Here is a 20,295-nt window from a genome sequence, read left to right as displayed (position 1 = left end):
GAGCTCCGCCGTCGGGCCACCATCGTGGCACCAGGACCGTGTGCCAGGGGTTGCGCGATAGGGGGGGGTCTGGGCGCAGAGGGGGGGGGGTAGCCTCCTCTTTTGGCCCGCCGTCGTGGCACCGGGATCGTGCGCCGGGGGTCGCGCGATCCCGGACCGGGGGCCCGGCCCGCGCCGGGGAGGTCGCGGGCCGGGCGGTCGATGGTCAGCGCAACCGGACGTCCTCGGGGCTGGAGAACAGGCCGGACGAGACCTGGAGGAGGTCGACCTCGGCGTCGGCCGGGATGTCGAAGAGCAGTGCGCCGGAGGCGGTGTTGCCGGGGTTGATGTCGGTGACCAGCCACGAGGTGGTCCCGTCGAGGTAGATGGATGCCGACGACGTGTCGTGCTGGCGGCCTGCCGTGTCCACGAGCACCGCGTTCGACTCGACGAAGGTCTCGGCGCGGTCGCCGGTGTTGGTCATGCTCAGCTGCACGAGGACGAACTGGCCCTGGGCCTGCTCGCCGAAGTACTGGTCGCCGACCGACGCGATGCCGGTCTCGACCTCGGTCACCGTGACCTCGAGGTCGCCGACCTGGACCGGGACGCCGATCTGCGGGTCGGCCGGCTCCTCGGCCGGCGCGTCGGCCGCCGGCGCGTCGTCCGCCGGGGCCCCGTCGGCCACCTCGACGCCGTCGGTCGCCTCGGCAGAGGCGTCGCCATCCGGCGCGGTCGCCTCGGCGGAGGCGGTGGGCGCCGAGGTCACGCTCGGCGTCGCGGCCTCGGAGGCGTCCTCGTCCCCACCGAGCTGGGAGCCGACGACCCCGACGCCGGCGAGGACGAGCACGCCGGTGAGCACCTTGTGGCGGGCGAGCCAGCCGCGGCTCGCCTTCTGCATGCGCTTCTGCGCCTTGAGCTCCTTCTTGCTCATCGGCACGGCGGGCGCGCCGTAGGGGGTGGGGGCGGCAGGGCCGCCGTTCTCGGGCGTGGGCTGCGTGGTCATCGGATCCTCCGGTGGGGGCTGGTCGGTACGGGGGAAGACTCGCCCGCCGGGCCCGCACGGCGGCTCCCCCGACCGGTCCGCCCCGCCCCCTCCGATCGGTCCGACCGGCCGGGCCGTACGGAGGGCGCCGGAGGCCGCGGGAGCGGACACAATGTGCGCCATGACCATCCCGAGCGCCGGCCGTCCCGGCGAGCACCACGCCGATCCGGCGTCCGTGCTCCCTCCGGGCGCCTACGGCACCGCCTGGGAGAGCGAGGCGATGCAGCCCGCAGGGGTCAGGGCGCCCGGGCGAGCGCCCCGGGACTCCGGCACGAACAGAGCCACCTCCACGGCTCCTCGACTCGGGGTGGTCCGCCGCGAGCTGCGGCGGACGCGGACGATCGCGCTCTGCGTGGTGATCGGGGTCTTCGCCCTGATGGACCTCATCTACTCCCCCTGGGTGCGGGCATGGATGGAGGAGGACCCCGACACGACCGCCATCTGGAAGGTCGTGCTCGTCCTGGTCCTCACCCTCGCCGGCGCGCTGCACGGACTGGTGGTCCTCCCGCGCGCTCGGTGGCCGCGGGTGACCCTGGCGATCGCTTCGGCAAGCGCCCTCGTCCTGCCGTTCTCCCCCGTCGCCGCGCTCGTCGTGCTCTCGAGCCACCTCACGCACCGCCGGCTCGACCGTCCGGTGCTCGCCTGCGCCGTGGTCGCCGTCGCGACGGCTGTGTGCACGTGGCGGGACCTGCTCGGCACCACGACATGGACGTCGTGGATGCGGGTCCTGCTGTCCAACGCGCCGTCCGACCACGCGCCCGCACCCGTGCCGTGGGCAGGCGTCGTCGTCCTCGTCGGCCTCACGTTCGGTGCGTCGATCGGCATCGGCCAGCTGCGGCGCGCGCGGCTCGAGGCGCGGGCTGCCCGCGACGCCGCCGACCGCGCCCGCAGCGTGGCCGAGGAGGCGCGTACCGCCGAGATGGACGCCCGCCGGGAACGCGACGACGCCGTGACGACCGCGTCCCGCAGAGCCGAGCGCGAGCAGGTCGCCCGCGAGATCCACGACGGCATCGGGCACCGCCTCTCCCTGCTCTCCCTCGAGGCCGGGGCACTACAGCTCGAGGCGCGCGGGGACGGCCGGCTCGAGGAATCGGCGGCACGCCTGCGCTCGCAGGCCGCCGAGGCCACCCAGGAGCTCCGGACGCTGGTGGGGATGCTGCGCGAGCCCACGCCCGAGCCGGTCGTCACGCTCGACCACCTGCAGACCGTGCTCGACGAGTCGGCGGACGCCGGCCAGCTCCTGTCGGCGACGGTGCGGATCGACGACGGTGCCGCCGCGCCGGCCACGCTCACCCGGGCGGTCCACCGCATCACGACCGAGATCATGACGAACGCGCGCAAGCACGCTCCCCGCGAGACACTCCGCCTGCGGGTGACGGGCGGCCCCGGGACCGGTATCGACGTCGAGGCCGCGAACCGCGTGCCCGCACCACCGGAGCCCGACGAGTCCGGTGGTCCGGCTGGCGAACCCGGTCTCGGTCCGGTCGGTGCCACTGGCCGCGGCCCCGGCGCCGCGCCCGGCGGCGCCGGGCTCGTCGGCATCGTCGAGCGTGCCGAGCTGCTCGGCGGGACCGCGCGGTACGGCGTCGACGGCGACCGGTTCCGCGTGGACGTCCACCTCCCCTGGCAGGACGGGGACGGCAGCACCTCCTCCTAGACTGCTCGGGTGCCCCCGCCCACTCGCGTGCTCGTCGTCGACGACGACCCGATGGTGCGCGCGTTCGTGCGACGGATCATCGACACCGACGACGCCCTCGAGGTCGTCGGCGAGGCCGCCGACGGCGCCGCGGCGCTCGAGGCGGTCATCGCCCACCACCCGGACGTCGTCCTCATGGACCTGACGATGCCGGGCACCGACGGCGTGGCCGCGACCCGGGCCATCCGCGCGCGCCCGTCGCCGCCGGCGGTGCTCGTCCTCACCACGTGGGACGTCGACAGCAGCGTCGACGCCGCCCTGCAGGCCGGGGCGGTCGGCTACCAGCTGAAGACCGCCGAGCCGGCCGAGCTCCTCGCCTCGATCCACGCGGTGGCGGCGGGGCACGGCGCGATCTCACCGCAGGTCCAGCCCGGGCTGCTGCGGCGGATGGCGGGAGCCGGCTCCACGCGTCGGACGGCAGCGCGCGAGGCGCTGGCCGGCCTGACCGAGCGCGAGATGGACGTCGCCCGCCTCGTCGCTCAGGGGCTGTCGAACGGCCAGATCGCGGGTCGCCTGCACCTCGGCGAGACAACGGTGAAGACCTACCTCGCGGGCGTCCAGGCCAAGCTGGCGGCGGAGAACCGCACGCAGGTCGCCGTCATCGTCGACCGGGCGGCATTCGGCGACTGAGCGACGAGCAGCCGCCTACCGCGCCCGGAGGAACACAGCCGTGTCCTCGTCCACGAACCCGAGGTCCAGGCGCACGGGCCCGACCTGCTCGCCGCCGGACTCGTCGAGGTCGAGCTCGTCGAGCGGGGCGTCGGTGACCTCGATACGGGGCTCGTCGCACGCGGGCGGTTCCGTCTCAGTGACCTCGTCGCAGAGGTAGGCCGAGCCGTCCGGAGCATCCGTGGTGACTAGGACAGAGTCGACGACGAGCCCGAGGTTCGGCACCGCGATCTCTAGGGCGTCCGCCACGGTCCACGACTCTCGCCCCTCGGACACGGGCCACCCGGACGGGGTCTCGTTCTGCTCGACCACGTCGAGATAGGCCACCGTGTCCGCGTCGACGACCTCGGCGACGATGACGACGCTTCCCCACCGGGCGCCGGACGCCTCGAGCAGGTTGAGATCGTCGAGGGGAGCGCCGGTCAGCTCGAGGATCGCGGGCGCACAGACGGGCGGGTGCGTCTCACCGACGACGTCGCACAGCTCGGCCCGCTCGTACGCGATGAGAGCGGCGTCGATGACCACCACGTCACCGGGCGAAGCGGTGTCGGCCACCGTGCGCGCGGTCACGGCCGGACCGGTCGGCTCGTCCGGTCCGTCGGACGCGGACGCGTCGGGCGGCCCCTCCGACGCCGCGTCGGAGGGTGCGTCGGTGGACGACTCCCCCGTCGCCTCGTCGTCCGACGGCCCGCACGCGACGAGCGCGCCGGCGAGCGCGAGGAACGAGGCGAGTCCGACCGGCGCACGCGCACGTGCCCGGCGTTCCTGAGCCGGCGACAGCGGTCGCCCCGGGTGCGCGCTCACCGCACGATCCAGGCGACGACGAACGTACCGACGGCGACCATCGCCCCGGCGAGCTCGATGAGGATCGTCAGCCCGGCGGCCTTGAGCGCGCGGACCGTGGCCGGCCAGGCGCTCCGGACATCCCGCAGCCGCGCGAGCTCGACGAGGAACACGGTGCCGACGAAGAACAGGACCAGTCCGACGACCGGCACGACGAAGAATCCGACGACACCGGCGAGGGCGGCGACGACGAGCGTGGACGTGCGCACGCCACCGCGCTGCATGTACCGCCCGGCGAGGACGTAGCCGAGCACCATCGCGAGGAGGAAGGACGCGATCGCGATGATCGCGACGGTGAGGCCGAGCGTGCCGCCCTGGTACCAGCCCCAGATCGCGACGGCTGCCGCGACGAGACCGCCGCCGGGGAAGATCATCGTCACCGTGCCGAACAGCCCGACGACGATCGCCAGGATCGTGAGCAGCTCGGCCACGGTCGCGCTCCTGCCTCGTCGGTGCGCGCCGGTCGGCGGCGCGGCTCAGATCGTACGCGCGGGAGCCGCCCCGCACGCGCGAGGGGCCGGGACCCCGTCAGGTCCCGGCCCCTCGGTGCGGCGTCGGATCAGGTCCAGAGCACCGCGACGGCCACGTTGACGACGATGAGCCCGATCAGGGTCGGGATCATCGGGGAACCCTTCTTCCCGTCCCTGCGGTCGCGGTCGCCGAGGAAGGCCACGACGGTCGCGCCGAGGGCGATGACGAGCTTGACACCGATCTTGATGTGGTTGACCTCGCCGTCGCCCATCTCCGCCATGCCGACGAGCAGGATGCCGGCGACGAGGGCCGTGAGCACGCCGTGGGTCGCACCCTTGGGGAGCTCGCCGCCGCGCAGCCCGGCGATCGCCATGCCGAGGGCCATCGCCCAGCCGAGGAGGTGGATGACGAGGAGGATGCCGGTGACGATGTCCATGCCTCCAGGTTATCTGTCACCGTGTCAGCACAGTTGCCACGCGCCGATGAGGTCGCTCACCGCACGGGGCGCGGGCCCGGCCCGCTCGCGCACGGGCCGCTCACCCGTGGCGCGACGTCACTCCCACTCGATGGTGCCCGGTGGCTTCGACGTCACGTCGAGGACCACCCGGTTGACCTCCGGGACGGAATTGGTGATGCGGGTCGAGATGCGGGCGAGCACGTCGTAGGGCACGCGCGACCAGTCGGCGGTCATCGCGTCCTCGCTCGTGACCGGTCGGAGCACGATCGGGTGTCCGTACGTGCGGCCGTCGCCCTGGACGCCGACCGATCGGACGTCGGCGAGCAGCACGACCGGGCACTGCCAGATCGCCTCGTCGAGGCCGGCGGCCGTCAGCTCCTCCCGGGCGACGAGGTCGGCCGCGCGGAGGATCTCCAGTCGCTCGCGCGTGACCTCGCCGACGATGCGGATGCCGAGGCCGGGCCCCGGGAAGGGCTGGCGGGCCACGATCACCTCGGGGACGCCGAGCTCGCGACCCACGGCGCGGACCTCGTCCTTGAACAGCAGGCGCAGCGGCTCGACGAGCTCGAACGTCATGTCCTCGGGCAGGCCGCCCACGTTGTGGTGCGACTTGATGGTCGCCGCGCCCTCGCCGCCGCCGGACTCGACGACGTCGGGGTAGAGGGTGCCCTGGACGAGGAACCGCACCTGCTCGCCCTGCTGCCCCGCCTCGGCCACGATGCCCGCCGCGGCCTCCTCGAAGGTGCGGATGAACTCCCGGCCGATGATCTTGCGCTTCTCCTCGGGGTCGGTCACCCCGGCGAGCGCGTCGAGGAACGTCTCCGAGGCGTCGATGACCCGCAGGTCGACGCCGGTCGCTGCCACGAAGTCCCGCTCGACCTGCTCGGCCTCGCCGGCGCGCATCAGCCCGTGGTCGACGAACACGCAGGTCAGCTGGTCGCCGACGGCCCGCTGGACGAGCGCGGCTGCGACGGAGGAGTCGACGCCGCCGGACAGGCCGCAGATCACGCGGGCGTCGCCGATCTGGCTGCGGATGGCCTCGACCTGCTCGGCGACCACCGAGCGGGCCGTCCAGTCGGCGTCGACCCGGGCCCCCTCGCGCAGGAAGCGGGTGAGCAGGGTCTGGCCGTGCTCGGTGTGGTGGACCTCGGGGTGCCACTGGACGCCGTAGAGCCGCCGGTCGGTGTCCTCGAACGCCGCGACGGGCGCGCCGGTCGAGGTCGCCAGGACCTCGAACCCGTCGGGCGCCGCGGAGACGGCGTCGCCGTGGGACATCCACACGGTCTGCACGTCGGGCGAGCCGGCCAGCAGGGTCGAGCCCTCGCGCTCCTCGCCGACGCGCACGACCGTGCCGCCGTACTCGCGCTCGCCGGTGCGGTCGACGGTCCCGCCGAGGGCCTTGGCCATCGCCTGGAAGCCGTAGCAGATCCCGAGGACCGGCACCCCGGCGTCGAACAGGGCCGGGTCGACCCCCGGGGCGCCCTCGGCGTAGACCGAGGACGGCCCGCCCGAGAGGATGATCGCCGCGGGCTCCCTGGCGAGCATGTCGTCGACCGAGGCGGTGTGGGGCACCACCTCGGAGAGGACGTTGGCCTCACGCACGCGCCGCGCGATGAGCTGGGCGTACTGGGCCCCGTAGTCGACGACGAGGACGGGGCGGTGGTTCGTGGTGCCGGCGGTGTCCGGCGCGTCCGTGGTCACCGGCCCAGGGTAGTCCGGCGCTCGGCGACGACCCGCGCACGGCCGGTGACGGCGGGCAGGTCGGCCTCGACCCAGTGGTGGGCCTTCCGCTCGAGGACGAACGACAGGACGGGCACGACGCCGGCGGCGACGAGCGCGACCATCCGGCCCAGCCCCCAGCGCATGACCGACCACAGGTTGAGGACGGTGGCGGCGTAGACCACGTAGATCCAGCCGTGCAGGATCGCGACCCATGCGCCCATGACGGGACGCGCCGTCCACCACTTCGACTCGTCCTCGTACCCGGCGGCGCCGAACACGTACTTCAGCACCATCTCGGCGGTGAGGACGAGCAGCATCACGCCCGTGACGAACGCCATCGCGCGGTACCAGCCGAACGCGCGGTGCGCCCTGGTCTCGGCCACCTCGGCGGCGGCCTGGCCGGCCGCGCGCGCCTCGGCCGACGTGGTGGTGGGCCCTGTCTCCGACATGCCTCCATTGTCCCTCCTCGACGAGGTGGGGAGGGTGAGTCGGCGGTCACCCCAAATGCCGTGGCCGGTGTCGGGGCCGCGGCGTAGCGTCCGGACGGTGCTGACCATGCCCACCGACCACCCCGGGTCGCCGCCGCTCACGGGTGCGAACGCCTTTCTCGCCTGGCTGGCCCGCAGGCAGCGGCTCACGCTGCTGGTGGCCGTCCTGTTCGGCGTCGCGCGCAACGTCGCGACGGCCGGGATCCCGCTCGTGCTCGGCCGGGCGCTCGACACGGGCCTGACCGACGGACTGTCGGCGGCCACCTGGTGGGGCGCGGGTGCCGTCCTGCTCGTCGGCGTCGCCGCCGCGCTCACCTCGGCGTACGGGCACCTCTTCGAGACGATGAGCTGGGTCTACGGCACCTTCCACACCGGCCGCCTCGTGGGTCACCACGTCACGCGGATCGGGCCGAACGTCACGCGCAACGCCGCGACCGGGGAGGTCGTCGCGAGCGTCACGAACGACACGTTCCACATCGGCAACGTCTTCGAGATGGCCCAGCGGTTCGTCGGGTCGCTGGCCGGCGTGCTCTTCGTCGCGGTCGTGCTCCTGCAGACCTCGGTGCAGCTCGGGCTCGCCGTGCTCATCGGCATGCCCGTCGTCTCCGCGGCCGTGGCGCTCCTCGTCCGGCCCCTGCAGCGGCGCCAGTGGGCCCAGCGCGAGGCCCAGGGCCGCCTCGGCGCGCTCGCGACCGACACCGTGGCCGGCCTGCGGATGCTTCGCGGCATCGGTGGCGAGGACGTGTTCACCGACCGGTACGCGACCCGGTCGCAGGAGGTACGCGCCGCCGGGGTCTCCGTTGCGACGATCGCCGCGCTCATGCGGGGTCTGCAGGTCCTGCTGCCCGGCCTCTTCGTCGCCTTCGTCGTCTGGTTCGGGGCGCACCTGGCCCTGAGCGGCGACATGTCGCCGGGCGACCTCGTGGCCCTGTTCGGCTACACCACCTACCTCGCGGCCCCGCTCCAGGCCTTCACCCAGTTCGTCCAGCTCCTCGTCCGCGCCCGCGTCGGCGCCGACAAGGTCATCCGGGTGGTCGGCACCGGACCGTCCGCCGGCACGCTCGCCGAGTCCGAGGCGGCCGACGACCGCCCGTGGCCCGGACCCGCACGATCCGGGGCGGGCCTCACCGACCCCACGTCCGGTTTCGCCGCCGAGCCCGGGACGTTCGTCGCCGTGGTCTCCGACCCGCCGGAGGACGCGAGCGCGCTCGCCGCCCGCCTCGGCCGGCTCCTCGACCCGGACCGCTCGGACCTCGGGCTCGTGGACCCCACCCTCGTCCCCGACGCCACCGACCCGCTGCCGGGCACGGACCGCGCCACCGCGCCCCCCTCCCCCGTGCTGCTCGACGGCACGCCGGTCGACGAGCTCGCCGTGGCCGAGGTGCGCGAGCGCGTCGTCGTGGCCGGCTCGAGCCCCGAGCTGTTCGCGGGCACGCTGCGCGAGACCCTCGACGTGCGCGACCGCGGGGACGACACCGCGCTGCTGGACGCCCTCGCCGCGGCCGACGGCCAGGACGTCCTGGACTCCGTCGGCGGCGCGCTCGACGGCGAGATAGCGGAGAAGGGCCGCTCCCTGTCGGGCGGTCAGCGCCAGCGCGTGGCACTGGCCCGGGCCCTGCTCACGGAGGCCCCGGCGCTCGTGCTCGTCGAGCCGACGTCAGCCGTGGACGCCCACACCGAGGCGCGGATCGCCGCGACGCTGGTGCGACGTCGCGCCGGCCGCACGACCGTCGTCGTCACCTCCTCCCCGCTCGTCCTCGAGCACGCCGACGACGTGGCGTTCCTCGACGGCGGTCGGGTGACCGTGCAGGCCCCGCACGCCGAGCTCGCCCGCCGCGCCCGTGAGGGCGACGCCGCGGCGCGCCGCTACCGCGCCGTCGTCACCAGGTCCACCGCCGACGACGAGCAGGAGGCCGTGCGATGAGGCTCCCCGTCGCCGACACGCGCACGACCGCCCGGCAGGGCCTGCGCTTCCTGCGCGCCCACGCGGGCCAGCTCGCCGTCGTCGTCCTCGTCCAGTCGCTCGCCGCCGTCGCGGCGCTCGCGATGCCCTGGCTGCTCGGCCGGCTCGTGGACTCGGTGGCCGCCGGGACCGTCGCCGCCGAGGTCGACGAGACGGCGCTGTGGCTCGTGGCCGCCGTCGTCGCGCAGACCCTGCTCGCGGCCTGGGCGCACCGTGCGTCGCTCGTCCTCGGCGAGCAGCTGTTCGCCGAGCTGCGGGAGGACTTCCTGCGCACCGTCACCCACCTGCCGCTGTCCACGGTCGAGCGCGCCGGCACGGGCGACCTGCTCGGCCGGACGACGAACGACATCGACCGCGTGCAGTGGGTGCTGAGGTTCGGGATCCCGGCGCTGCTCGTCGGGGCCACGACCGTGGTCCTCACCTACGGGGCCGCGTTCCTCGTGGACTGGCGGGTCGCGCTCGGCATGCTCGTCGGCCTGCCGCTGCTGTGGTGGAGCGCCCGTCGCTACCTGCGCCGCGCCATGCCCGCCTACCTCGCCGACTCTGCCGCGTTCGCGGACATCAACGGCGTCGTCACCGAGAACGTCGAGCAGGCCGGGACGGTCGACGCCCTCTCGCTCGGACGGCAGCGCCGCCGACGCTCGGACGGCGCGATGGCCGAGGCCTGGCACTGGGAGGTCGTCACCATCTGGCTCCGGGTCCACCTGTTCCGCAGCCTCGAGCTGAGCTTCGTGCTGCCGCTGGCCGCGGTCGTCGTGTGGGGTGCGCTGCTCATCGAGCAGGACGTCGTCACCATCGGCGCGGTGACCACCGTGGCGCTGTACGCCATGCAGGTGCGGGCACCGTTCACCGAGCTGCTCATGTGGATCGACGAGCTGCAGGTGGCCGCCGCGTCCCTGGCCCGCATCTTCGGGATCTCGCTCGTCGAGCCCGACCGGACCGTCGGCGAGCAGCGCCCCCGCGGCGCCGAGATCAGCGCGCGCTCCGTGCGCTACGCGTACGTCGAGGGCAAGGACGTCCTGCACGGCATCGACCTCGACCTGCGGCCCGGCGAGCGCCTGGCGATCGTGGGCCCCTCGGGCGCGGGCAAGTCGACGTTCGGCCGCATGCTCGCCGGCATCCACCCGCCCACCGGCGGTGCGGTGACCGTCGGCGGGGTCCGGCTCGTCGACCTGCCCGAGGAGGAGCTGCGGCGGCAGGTCGCGCTGGTCACCCAGGAGCACCACGTGTTCGTCGGCACGCTCGCCGACAACCTGCGGCTCGCGGACGCCGGCGTGGACGAGGCCGGGATGCGCCGCGCGCTGGACGCCGTCGACGCCCTCGACTGGGTCGACCGGCTCGAGCTCGGGCTGGAGACCGAGGTGGGCTCCGGGGCGCTCGAGCTCACACCCGCGCAGGCCCAGCAGCTCGCGCTGGCGCGGCTCGTGCTCCTCGACCCGCACACGCTCGTCCTCGACGAGGCCACCTCGCTGCTCGACCCGCGCGCCGCGCGGCACCTCGAACGGTCCCTGGGCAACGTGCTCACCGGGCGCACGGTCGTCGCCATCGCGCACCGACTGCACACTGCGCACGACGCCGACCGGGTCGCCGTCGTCGAGGACGGCCGGATCGTCGAGCTCGGCCCGCACGACGAGCTGGTCGCCGCCGGCGGCGAGTACGCGGCCCTGTGGGCGAGCTGGCAGCAGGACTGAGCGCAGGCCGGCAGTCAGTCGGCGGTCGCTCGGCCGACTGATCCGTCGCCCGCCGACACGAGCCGGGCGTCGGCGTCTGCCTCGGCGTCGGGCCCGACCGGCTCCGCGTCGAGCAGCTCCTCGTCGCGGCGGTCGAGCGCGTCGTCGCGGACGAGGCGCCACCAGAGCCACAGCGCGAAGCCGCCGAAGACGAGCCACTCGATCGCGTACGCGAGGTTCTGGATGTTGAGCCCGGTCTCGACCGCGATGGTCGGGTCCGGCGCCTGCTCGAGCGCGTCGTCGGCGCCATGGAGCGGGACCCAGCCCTCACCGTCGTGCGCGCCCTGGACGAGGTAGCCCGAGAAGGTCGGACCGCCCCACTCGCCGGCGAGGCCGGGCGTGGAGATGGACAGGGCGGTGCCGGGCGCCGCGTCGCCCGTGCGCTGCGCCTCGGAGTTCGACAGGTGGCCGGTCACCGTGACCTCCCCGTCCGGGACGTCGAGCGCCGCCGGGTCGGCAGGTTGCGCCCCGGCGTCGGTCACCGAGACGTCGTCGGCGGGGAGCCATCCGCGCAGGACAGGGATCATCGCGCCGGCGTCGGGACCGTCGGTCAGCCGCAGCGCCGTGACGACGAGGACCGCGGGCTCCCCCTCGACGGCACGGTCGACGACGAGGACCTGGTTCTCGGGCTCCCACCGCCCGATGACACTCACTCCGGTGGCGTAGACGTCGGAGGAGAAGCTCGACTGCGCCCGCAGGGCGTCGTCCAGCGGCACCGGGTCGGCCTCGAGCGTGGCGGCGTGCTCGGCGATCGCGCGCTCGGCCCCCCGCAGCGAGGCCCGGTCGAGCTGCCAGGCGGCGAGCTGCACGCACACGACGGCGGCCGCCAGGAGCAGCACGAGGAGCCCGACCATCCGCAGCGAGAAGGCCGAGCGCCACAGCTCGCGGGCCGAGACCTTCGGGCGAGGCGCCCGGCGACGACGTGTGCGGCCGGCGGAGGCGTCGGGCGCGGGGGCGGTGTCCGCGGCGATGGCGGCGGGGTCCCGGTCCGGCGCGATCCCGCGGGCGGGAGGCGGAACGGGGTCGTCCCCGTCGCCGCCGGTCGCGGCGTCCTCCGCCGCCTCGTCGTCGCCACGGCCGGGCAGGGCCGTCGCCAGGCCGCCACGGGCGCCGGTGCGCCCCGGCTCACCGCCGGTACGCCCCGACCCGCCGGGTAAGCGCTCGGCGACAGGGTCCATCGTCCCAGGGTAGGCGAGCACAGGCACTGTTGACTGAGCCGGCCGACGCGCGGACGCCGCCGATCTGGAAGCATCGAGGCTGCGTCCCGTCCTCCCCAGGACTGCGTCCCGTCCTCTCCCGTAAGGAGCCCGGAGCATGACCCAGAGCCTGTACATCGCCTCGATCGAGGGGTTCACGGGAAAGTCACTGGTCGCGCTCGGCGTGGTCGACCAGCTCGCCCGGCGCGCGTCCCGGGTCGGCGTCTTCCGGCCGCTCGTGGAGTCCCGCGAGGAGCGCGACCCCGTCCTCGAGCTCCTGCTCGAGCACGACGCCGTCGACCTCGGGTTCGACGAGTGCCTGGGCGTGACCTACGACGAGTGGTTCGCCGACGAGGAGGCGGCGCTGACGACCATCGTCGAGCGCTACCGGGCGGTGGCCCGGCAGACCGACGTCGTCGTGGTCGTGGGCTCGGACTACACGGACGTGACGACGCCGACCGAGCTCGCGTCCAACGCGCGGATCGCGGCGAACCTCGGGGCGCCCGTGCTCCTGGTGGTCCGCGGTCTCGGGCGCAGCGTCGACGAGATCCGCCAGGTCGTCGGCGTGGGCACCAACGAGATCACCCAGGGGCACGCGACCACGGTCGGCGTGGTCGTCAACCGGTGCGAGGCCGACCGGGTCGAGGAGGTCCGCGCAGCGTTGAAGGACGAGCCCCTGGACACCGGCGTCCTGCCCGAGATCCCCGTGCTGTCGGCGCCGACCGTCGACGAGGTCCGCGAGGCCCTCGGGGGACGCCTGTACATGGGCGAGCCCGACCTGCTCTCCCGCGAGGCCGAGCACATCCTCGTCACCGGGATGAACGCCGAGCACATCATCGAACGGCTGCGCGAGGGCACGCTCGTCATCGCGCCCGCGGACCGGGTCGATGCCGTCCTCGCCGTCATCGCCTCCCACGCGGCCGACGGCTTCCCCTCGCTGTCCGGGCTCGTGCTCAACGGCGGTCACCTGCCCAGCGAGCAGCTACGGCAGCTCATGTCGGGCCTCGTCGACCGGCTCCCCGTCATCACGACCGAGGACGACACGTTCGAGACGGCGCTCAAGGTCTCCGGCACGCGCGGCGTGATGTCCCGCCACACCCAGCGCAAGAGGGACCTCGCGCTCGGCGTCGTCGAGCAGAACCTCGACGCCGACCGGCTGCTCGGGCTCATCGACGTCCCGGCCAGCGAGGTCGTCACGCCGCTGATGTTCGAGGCGACCCTGCTCGACCGCGCGCGGTCCGACCGGCAGCACATCGTGCTCCCCGAGGGTGACGACGACCGGATCCTCCGCGCGGCGTCGACGGTGCTCTCCCGCCAGGTCGCGGACCTGACGATCCTCGGCAAGGAGTCGGAGGTACGGGCGCGGGCCGCCGAGCTCGGCCTCGACATCGACGCCGCGCGCGTCGTCGACCCGGCCACCTCGGAGCACGTGGAGGAGTTCGCCGCCGAGTACGCCCGGCTGCGCGAGCACAAGGGCATGACGCTGGAGCGGGCGCGCGAGGTCATCACCGACGTCTCCTACTTCGGCACGCTCATGGTCCACCTCGGGCTCGCGGGCGGGATGGTCTCCGGCGCCGCGCACACCACCGCCCACACGATCAAGCCGTCGTTCGAGATCATCAAGACCCGGCCGGGCGTCTCGATCGTCAGCTCGGTGTTCTTCATGTGCCTCGCGGACCGCGTCCTCGTCTACGGCGACTGCGCCGTCAACCCGGACCCGACGGCGGACCAGCTCGCCGACATCGCCATCAGCTCGGCGGACACCGCAGCGCAGTTCGGCGTCGACCCGCGCATCGCGATGCTCTCCTACTCCACCGGCGCGTCCGGCGCCGGCGCCGAGGTGGAGAAGGTGCGCTCGGCGACGGACACGGTGCGGGAGCGGGCCGCCGAGCTCGTCGTCGAGGGCCCCATCCAGTACGACGCCGCCGTCGACGCCTCCGTGGCCTCGAAGAAGCTGCCCGGCAGCGAGGTCGCGGGCCGGGCGACGGTCTTCATCTTCCCCGACCTCAACACGGGCAACAACACGTACAAGGCGGTCCAGCGCTCGGCCGGGGCCGTCGCCGTGGGCCCGGTCCTGCAGGGCCTGCGCAAGCCGGTCAACGACCTCTCCCGCGGGGCACTGGTCGGAGACATCGTCAACACCGTCGCCATCACGGCCGTCCAGGCCCAGGCGCAGAAGGAGAACGCATGAGCGGCACCGTCCTCGTCGTCAACTCGGGATCGTCGTCGATCAAGTACCAGCTGGTCGACCCCGACACCGCGGACGTCGTCGCCTCCGGCCTGCTCGAGCGGATCGGCGAGGTCTCCGGGCACCTGCGGCACACGACCGGGGACGGGACCACCGAACGGGACCTGCCCGTGCCGGACCACACCGCCGGGCTCGCGGCGGTGCTGGAGGCGTTCGACGAGCTCGGGCCGGTCCTCGCCGACGCCGGGATCCGCGCGGTGGGCCACCGGGTCGTCCAGGGCGGCGCGGAGTTCTCCGGCCCGGTCGAGCTCGACGACGACGCCGTGGAGCGCATCGACGCGCTCTCCCCGCTCGCCCCGCTGCACAACCCCGGCAACGTCGCCGGCATCAGGGTGGCGCGCGAGCTCGTGCCGGACGTCCCGCACGTGGCCGTCTTCGACACCGCGTTCTTCGCCGACCTGCCGGCGGCCGCAGCCACCTACGCGCTCGAGCGGACCACCGCCGAGCGGTACGCGGTCAAGCGCTACGGGGCGCACGGGACCTCGCACGAGCTCGTATCAAGGGCCGTGAGCGAGCGCCTCGGGCGCGACGACCTGCGCCAGATCGTCCTGCACCTGGGCAACGGGGCGTCGGCGTCGGCGGTCCGCGCCGGACGAGCGGTGGACACGTCGATGGGACTCACGCCGCTGGAGGGCCTGGTCATGGGGACCCGCACCGGGGACATCGACCCGGCGGTCGCCTTCCACCTGCACCGGGTCGGCGGGCTCGACGTGGCCGAGATCGACGACCTGTTCAACAAGCGGTCCGGCCTCAAGGGCATGACCGGGCACAACGACATGCGTGAGGTCCGCGAGCTGGCCGGAGCCGGCGACGCCGACGCCCGGCTCGCCCTCGACGTCTACGCGCACCGGCTGCGCAAGTACATCGGCGCGTACGCGGCCGTCATGGGCGGGCTCGACGCGGTGACGTTCACCGCCGGCGTGGGCGAGAACGACGCCCTCATCAGGGCCGAGGTCCTCGCTCCCCTGGCCTTCCTCGGGATCGAGCTCGACGACGACGCGAACACCGCGCGCTCGGGCGAGCCGCGGGTGATCTCGACGCCGGGCTCGGCCGTGACGGTGCTGGTGGTGCCGACGAACGAGGAGCTGGCGATCGCTCGGCAGACGATCGAGGTCAGCGGCGCCTGACCGACGCCGTCGACGGCAGCCCCGCGCCGAGCTGGACCAGAGGCCCTCGAGATGGACCGTGCAGAGGTCCATCTCGAGGGTGTCGGGTCCAGCGCGGCCCGGACGGAGGCTCAGGCCTGGTTCGGGCCCGTCATCGTGCGGACGTCGAGGAGCTCGTCGAGCTGGGTCTCGGTGATCTCGCCGCGCTCGACGTAGCCGAGGTCGCGGGTCGCCTCGCGGATCGTCAGGTCCGCCGCGACCGAGTGCTTGGCGATCTTCGCCGCCGCCTCGTAGCCGATGACCCGGTTGAGCGGGGTGACGATCGACGGCGAGGACTCGGCCAGCCGCAGGCAGCGCTCCTCGTCGGCCTCGAGCCCGTCGATGCAGCGCTCGGCGAGCACGCGCGAGACGTTGCCGAGGATCGTCATCGACTCGAGCAGGTTCTGCGCCATCACCGGCAGCATGACGAGCAGGTCGAAGTTGCCCTGCGCACCGGCGAAGGCGATGGCCGCGTCGTTGCCGATGACCTGGGCGGCGACCATGACGGCCGCCTCCGGCAGCACCGGGTTGACCTTGCCGGGCATGATCGAGGAGCCGGGCTGCAGGTCGGGCAGGCGCAGCTCGCCCAGGCCGGTGCGGGGCCCGGAGCCGCCCCAGCGGATGTCGTTGGCGATCTTCGTCAGGGAGACGGCGGTCGCGCGCAGGGCGCCGGAGGTCTCCACCGCGGAATCGAGCGCGGCCTGCGCCTCGAAGTGGTTCGGCGCCTCGGTCAGCGGCAGCCCGGTGTTCTCCGCGATGAGGGAGATGACGCGGGGCGCGAACCCCTCGGGGGTGTTGATGCCGGTCCCGACGGCGGTGCCGCCGAGGGGGAGCTCGGCCAGCCGCGGCAGGGTCGCCTCGATGCGGGAGATGCCGTTGCGGATCTGCTGGGCGTAGCCGGAGAACTCCTGCCCGAGGGTGATCGGGGTGGCGTCCATGAGGTGGGTGCGGCCCGACTTCACGACGTCGGCGAACTCGCTCGCCTTGCGCTCGAGGGACTCGGCCAGGACGGTGAGGTTCGGGATGAGCCCGGTGGTCGCGAGCCCGACGGCGGCGATGTGGATCGCGGACGGGAAGGTGTCGTTCGACGACTGGGACGCGTTGACGTGGTCGTTCGGGTGCACCGCGAGGCCCGAGTCGCGCGAGGCGATCGTGGCGATGACCTCGTTGGTGTTCATGTTCGAGCTCGTGCCGGAGCCGGTCTGGAAGACGTCGATCGGGAACTCGCCGTCGTGGTCCCCCGCGACGACCTGCTCGGCGGCCGCCACGATCGCGGCGGAGACGTCCTTGTCGATGACGCCGAGCTCCGCGTTGGCGATGGCCGCCGCACGCTTGATCTGCCCGATGGCGTGGATATGCTGCGGAGTGAGGGTCTTGCCCGAGATCGGGAAGTTCTCCACGGCCCGCTGCGTCTGCGCGGCGTACAGGGCGTCCGCCGGGACGCGCACCTCGCCCATGGTGTCGTGCTCGATCCGGAACTCAGTCACGTCGTCGTCTTCCTCTCGCTGCGCCGGTCACGGGCGCGACCGCGCGCCCGCCGCGCACAGTGTCCCACCGGCAGCGGCACCGGGTGCGCCGCCCGGCTCAGGACGCCTGGTACGGCGAGACGACGACCTCGACCCGCTGGAACTCCTTGACGTCGGAGTAGCCCGTCGTCGCCATCGCACGCCGCAGCGCACCCATGAGGTTCACGGTGCCGTCCGCGCGGTCGGAGGGCCCGTGCAGGATCTCCTCGAGCGTCCCCGCAGTGCCGACCTGGACGCGCGCGCCCCGCGGCAGCTGCGGGTGGTGGGCCTCGGACCCCCAGTGCCAGCCCCGGCCGGGCGCCTCCTCGGCGCGGGCGAGCGCGGCCCCCAGCATCACGGCGTCCGCACCGCAGGCCACGGCCTTGACGAGGTTGCCGGCGTGCCCGACCCCGCCGTCGGCGACGACGTGGACGTACCTGCCGCCCGACTCGTCGAGGTAGTCGCGACGGGCGGCGGCGACGTCGGCGATCGCCGAGGCCATCGGCACGTGGATGCCGAGGGTCTGACGCGTCGTGGAGGCGGCGCCGCCGCCAAAGCCGACGAGCACGCCGGCCGCGCCGGTGCGCATGAGGTGCAGGGCGGCCGTGTAGGTGGCCGCGCCTCCGACGAGCACGGGGACGTCCAGCTCGTAGATGAAACGCTTGAGGTTGAGCGGCTCGGCCGCCGACGACACGTGCTCGGCGGACACGGTGGTGCCCCGGATGACGAACAGGTCGACGCCGGCCTGCACGACCGTGCGCCAGTGCTCCTGGGTGCGCTGCGGGGACAACGAGCCGGCGACCGTCACACCGCTCGCCCGGATCTCCTTGAGGCGGGCCGTGATGAGCTCGGCCTTGATCGGCTCGTCGTAGATCTCCTTCATCCGGTTGATCGCGGCGTCGGCGTCGAGCCCGGCGATCTCCGCGTAGAGCGGTTCCGGGTCCTCGTAGCGTGTCCACAGGCCCTCGAGGTCGAGGACCCCGATGCCGCCGTGCCGGCCCAGGGCGACGGCCGTGGCCGGCGACATCACCGAGTCCATCGGCGCCGCGAGCACGGGGATGTCCACGTGGTAGGCGTCGATCTGCCAGGCGATCGACACGTCCTCCGGGTCGCGCGTGCGTCGGGAGGGCACGACGGCGACGTCGTCGAAGGAGTATGCGCGGCGGCCGCGCTTGCCACGTCCGATCTCGATCTCGATGCTCACGTGTGGAGGCTACCTGCACGACGTCGGTGGGCTCTGCGACAGTGGCCCAGACGTCAGGAGGACGGATGACCGGATGGACGCAGGACGTGTGGCTCGGGTTCGACACCGAGACCACGGGGATCGACGTCGGGAACGACCGCGTGGTGACGGCGGCGCTCGTCGTGCGGGAGGCCGACGGCACGATCGGCAGCTCGCGCACGTGGCTGATCGACCCCGGCGTGGAGATCCCCGAGGCCGCGACCGCGGTCCACGGCATCACGACGGCCTACGCGCGCGAGCACGGGGCGCCCCCGGAGGAGGCGCTCGAGGAGGTGGCCCAGGTCGTCGCGGGCGCCCTCGCGTCCGGCGCAGTCCTCGTCGCGTTCAACGCGACGTACGACCTGACGATCCTGCGCGCCGAGCTCGCCCGGCACGGCCTCGCCACTCTCGAGGAGCGGCTCGGGCGGGAGGTCTCCCCCGTCGTCGACCCGCTCGTCGTGGACCGGAAGGTCGAGCGGTTCCGGAAGGGGAAGAAGACTCTCGAGGCGATGGGCGAGGCGTACGGGGTCGCGGCGAACGATGCCGCGCACACCGCCGACGGCGACGTGGCGCACACGCTCGCCGTCCTGACGGCCCTGGCGGCGAAGCACCCGAAGGTCGCGGACCTGCCCTCGGCCGACCTCCACCGGGCGCAGGCCACGTGGCACGCCGAGTGGGCGGAGAGCTTCGAGGAGTTCCTGCGCGGCAAGGGACGTGCCGACGCGCACGTCTCACGGGCATGGCCGGTCGAGCCGACGGCATAGGTCACGAGCGACGGCCATGAGTCGCACCGTCGAGCTCGACGGCCGCCGCGCTCTCGCGTGGCGGCTGGACCGGCACGGCCTCGGCGACGCGGGCGCGTCCGACCCGGTCGATGTCGTGCGTCGCGTCGTGGCGCTGCGCGGGTGGCCGGCGGAGCGCGCGGAGCTCTCGGTGGGGGCGCGGTCCTCCGTTCCAGCCGCCGGCGCGCTGGAGCAGACCCTGGGCGGTGACGACCTCGTGCTGGCCTACGCGTTCCGCGGCGGCTCGTACGTGATGGAGGCCCGCACGGCGCGGACCCTGCTGACCGTGCGCCGCACGACCCGGGTGTGGGAGACCCCGCGGTACCAGCGTCAGGCGAGCTTCGAGCTCGACGACTGGGGCGACCTGCGCGCCGCGGTGGGCGAGCTGCTCACCGCTGGGCCGGCGACCCGCGAGGAGATCGCGGCACATCTCGGTCGCAGCCCGTCGCTCGCGCACCTGGCACGGGCCGCAGGCGGTCTCGGTGCGGACGCGCTCTACAAGCCGCTGCACTGGTGGGGCGACATCGTCTTCGGACCCCCTCGGGACGGGCGGTCGACATTCCGGCTCGCGCCCGGACGCGATCCGGGTCGTATCGAGCAGGCGACCGACGAGGCGGGCGTCGCCGCCGTCGTCCTCTATCTCGCCGCCTACGCACCCGCGACCGAGGCGAACCTCCTGTACTGGCTCGGCGAGGGGCTCAGCGCCCCGAGGCGTCGGGTCCTCGACTGGCTCCGGTCGGCGGACGCCGTCCGCGTCGGCGTCGACGGCCGGGACGCCTGGGCGCTCGGGGCGGACCTCGAGGCGATCCTCGGCGCCCGGGCGTCGGACGTCGTTCGGCTGCTGCCCGGTCACGACCCGTGGGTACTCGGCCCCGGGACCGCCGACGACCGGATCGTCCCGCCGCACCACCGCGCCGAGGTCTCGCGAGGTTCCGACCTCGTCGTGCGCGGCGGGGTCGTGGTCGGAACCTGGCGGACGCGCGGGAGCGAGGTGTCCGTGGCCTGGTTCGGCGGCGCCGACGCGGCGACGCGGCGCGAGCTCGAGAGCGAGCTGGCGCGGGTCGGCGTCGTGCGCGGCAGGGAGCTCGCGCTCGCCGACGGCTGACCGACGTGGTGGCGGACCCCGGCGGGACGGCA

17 protein-coding genes are annotated in these 20,295 nt (G+C 73.9%); 8 read left to right on the top strand and 9 right to left on the bottom strand.

The window, feature by feature from the left end; genetic code table 11:
- Nucleotides 1–205: 205 nt before the first annotated feature.
- Entirely contained in the window at nt 206–982 is a 777-nt protein-coding gene (locus ACZLKG_RS06640; protein WP_425708267.1) for a DUF4352 domain-containing protein, read from the bottom strand.
- Nucleotides 983–1,142: 160 nt separating this feature from the next.
- Between ACZLKG_RS06640 and ACZLKG_RS06635 the strand changes: the two genes are divergently transcribed.
- Both ACZLKG_RS06635 and ACZLKG_RS06630 read left to right on the top strand, forming a co-directional pair.
- Nucleotides 1,143–2,678 carry a sensor histidine kinase gene (locus tag ACZLKG_RS06635; protein WP_425708268.1) on the top strand — a complete coding sequence of 512 codons (1,536 nt, stop codon included), beginning with the start codon at nt 1,143–1,145 and terminating at the stop codon, nt 2,676–2,678.
- Nucleotides 2,679–2,687: 9 nt separating this feature from the next.
- Entirely contained in the window at nt 2,688–3,347 is a 660-nt protein-coding gene (locus ACZLKG_RS06630; protein ID WP_425708269.1) for a response regulator, read from the top strand.
- Nucleotides 3,348–3,362: 15 nt separating this feature from the next.
- Here ACZLKG_RS06630 and ACZLKG_RS06625 read toward each other — a convergent pair whose 3' ends face one another.
- From ACZLKG_RS06625 to ACZLKG_RS06605, 5 genes are all read right to left on the bottom strand, one after another.
- Nucleotides 3,363–4,190 (bottom strand): hypothetical protein, encoded by an 828-nt coding sequence (locus ACZLKG_RS06625; RefSeq protein ID WP_425708270.1) that lies wholly within the window; start codon nt 4,188–4,190, stop codon nt 3,363–3,365.
- A complete protein-coding gene (locus ACZLKG_RS06620) occupies nt 4,187–4,660 on the bottom strand; it encodes a DUF456 domain-containing protein (RefSeq protein ID WP_425708271.1) in 474 nt (157 codons plus the stop codon). The genes ACZLKG_RS06625 and ACZLKG_RS06620 overlap by 4 nt, the downstream gene beginning before the upstream one ends.
- Nucleotides 4,661–4,788: 128 nt before the next feature.
- Entirely contained in the window at nt 4,789–5,136 is a 348-nt protein-coding gene (locus ACZLKG_RS06615) for a hypothetical protein (RefSeq protein ID WP_425708272.1), read from the bottom strand.
- A gap of 117 nt (nt 5,137–5,253) precedes the next feature.
- A complete protein-coding gene (gene guaA, locus ACZLKG_RS06610) occupies nt 5,254–6,858 on the bottom strand; it encodes a glutamine-hydrolyzing GMP synthase (RefSeq protein WP_425708273.1) in 1,605 nt (534 codons plus the stop codon).
- On the bottom strand, nt 6,855–7,328 hold the full coding sequence (locus ACZLKG_RS06605) for a DUF3817 domain-containing protein (RefSeq protein ID WP_425708274.1): 474 nt from the start codon (nt 7,326–7,328) through the stop codon (nt 6,855–6,857). Before ACZLKG_RS06605 ends, guaA begins: the two co-directional genes overlap by 4 nt.
- A gap of 106 nt (nt 7,329–7,434) precedes the next feature.
- Here ACZLKG_RS06605 and ACZLKG_RS06600 point away from each other — a divergent pair, with 106 nt between their 5' ends.
- The gene (locus tag ACZLKG_RS06600) at nt 7,435–9,291 is read left to right on the top strand and encodes an ABC transporter transmembrane domain-containing protein (protein WP_463648328.1); all 1,857 of its coding nucleotides are present in this window, start codon (nt 7,435–7,437) and stop codon (nt 9,289–9,291) included.
- The gene (locus ACZLKG_RS06595) at nt 9,288–11,021 is read left to right on the top strand and encodes an ABC transporter ATP-binding protein (RefSeq protein ID WP_425708276.1); all 1,734 of its coding nucleotides are present in this window, start codon (nt 9,288–9,290) and stop codon (nt 11,019–11,021) included. The genes ACZLKG_RS06600 and ACZLKG_RS06595 overlap by 4 nt, the downstream gene beginning before the upstream one ends.
- A 14-nt stretch (nt 11,022–11,035) precedes the next feature.
- On the opposite strand, the gene ACZLKG_RS06590 is transcribed toward ACZLKG_RS06595, so the two are convergent.
- A complete protein-coding gene (locus tag ACZLKG_RS06590) occupies nt 11,036–12,238 on the bottom strand; it encodes an SURF1 family protein (RefSeq protein WP_425708277.1) in 1,203 nt (400 codons plus the stop codon).
- 136 nt (nt 12,239–12,374) lie between these two features.
- On the opposite strand from ACZLKG_RS06590, the gene pta reads away from it, so the two are divergent.
- Together pta and ACZLKG_RS06580 are read left to right on the top strand one after the other, a co-directional pair.
- On the top strand, nt 12,375–14,447 hold the full coding sequence (pta, locus tag ACZLKG_RS06585) for a phosphate acetyltransferase (RefSeq protein WP_425708278.1): 2,073 nt from the start codon (nt 12,375–12,377) through the stop codon (nt 14,445–14,447).
- The gene (locus ACZLKG_RS06580; RefSeq protein ID WP_425708279.1) at nt 14,444–15,631 is read left to right on the top strand and encodes an acetate/propionate family kinase; all 1,188 of its coding nucleotides are present in this window, start codon (nt 14,444–14,446) and stop codon (nt 15,629–15,631) included. Before pta ends, ACZLKG_RS06580 begins: the two co-directional genes overlap by 4 nt.
- Nucleotides 15,632–15,741: 110 nt before the next feature.
- Here ACZLKG_RS06580 and ACZLKG_RS06575 read toward each other — a convergent pair whose 3' ends face one another.
- Both ACZLKG_RS06575 and ACZLKG_RS06570 read right to left on the bottom strand, forming a co-directional pair.
- On the bottom strand, nt 15,742–17,136 hold the full coding sequence (locus ACZLKG_RS06575; protein WP_425708280.1) for a class II fumarate hydratase: 1,395 nt from the start codon (nt 17,134–17,136) through the stop codon (nt 15,742–15,744).
- A gap of 97 nt (nt 17,137–17,233) precedes the next feature.
- Nucleotides 17,234–18,358: a GuaB3 family IMP dehydrogenase-related protein gene (locus ACZLKG_RS06570; RefSeq protein ID WP_425708281.1), complete on the bottom strand. Its 1,125-nt coding sequence runs from the start codon at nt 18,356–18,358 to the stop codon at nt 17,234–17,236.
- 65 nt (nt 18,359–18,423) lie between these two features.
- On the opposite strand from ACZLKG_RS06570, the gene ACZLKG_RS06565 reads away from it, so the two are divergent.
- Both ACZLKG_RS06565 and ACZLKG_RS06560 read left to right on the top strand, forming a co-directional pair.
- Entirely contained in the window at nt 18,424–19,140 is a 717-nt protein-coding gene (locus tag ACZLKG_RS06565) for an exonuclease domain-containing protein (RefSeq protein ID WP_425708282.1), read from the top strand.
- A 16-nt stretch (nt 19,141–19,156) separates the two neighbouring features.
- Entirely contained in the window at nt 19,157–20,263 is a 1,107-nt protein-coding gene (locus ACZLKG_RS06560; RefSeq protein ID WP_425708283.1) for a DNA glycosylase AlkZ-like family protein, read from the top strand.
- The last annotated feature ends 32 nt before the right edge of the window (nt 20,264–20,295 follow it).

The sequence above is a fragment of the Georgenia sp. Z2081 genome (assembly GCF_055326445.1).
This window is presented reverse-complemented; position numbering and strand designations above follow the sequence as displayed.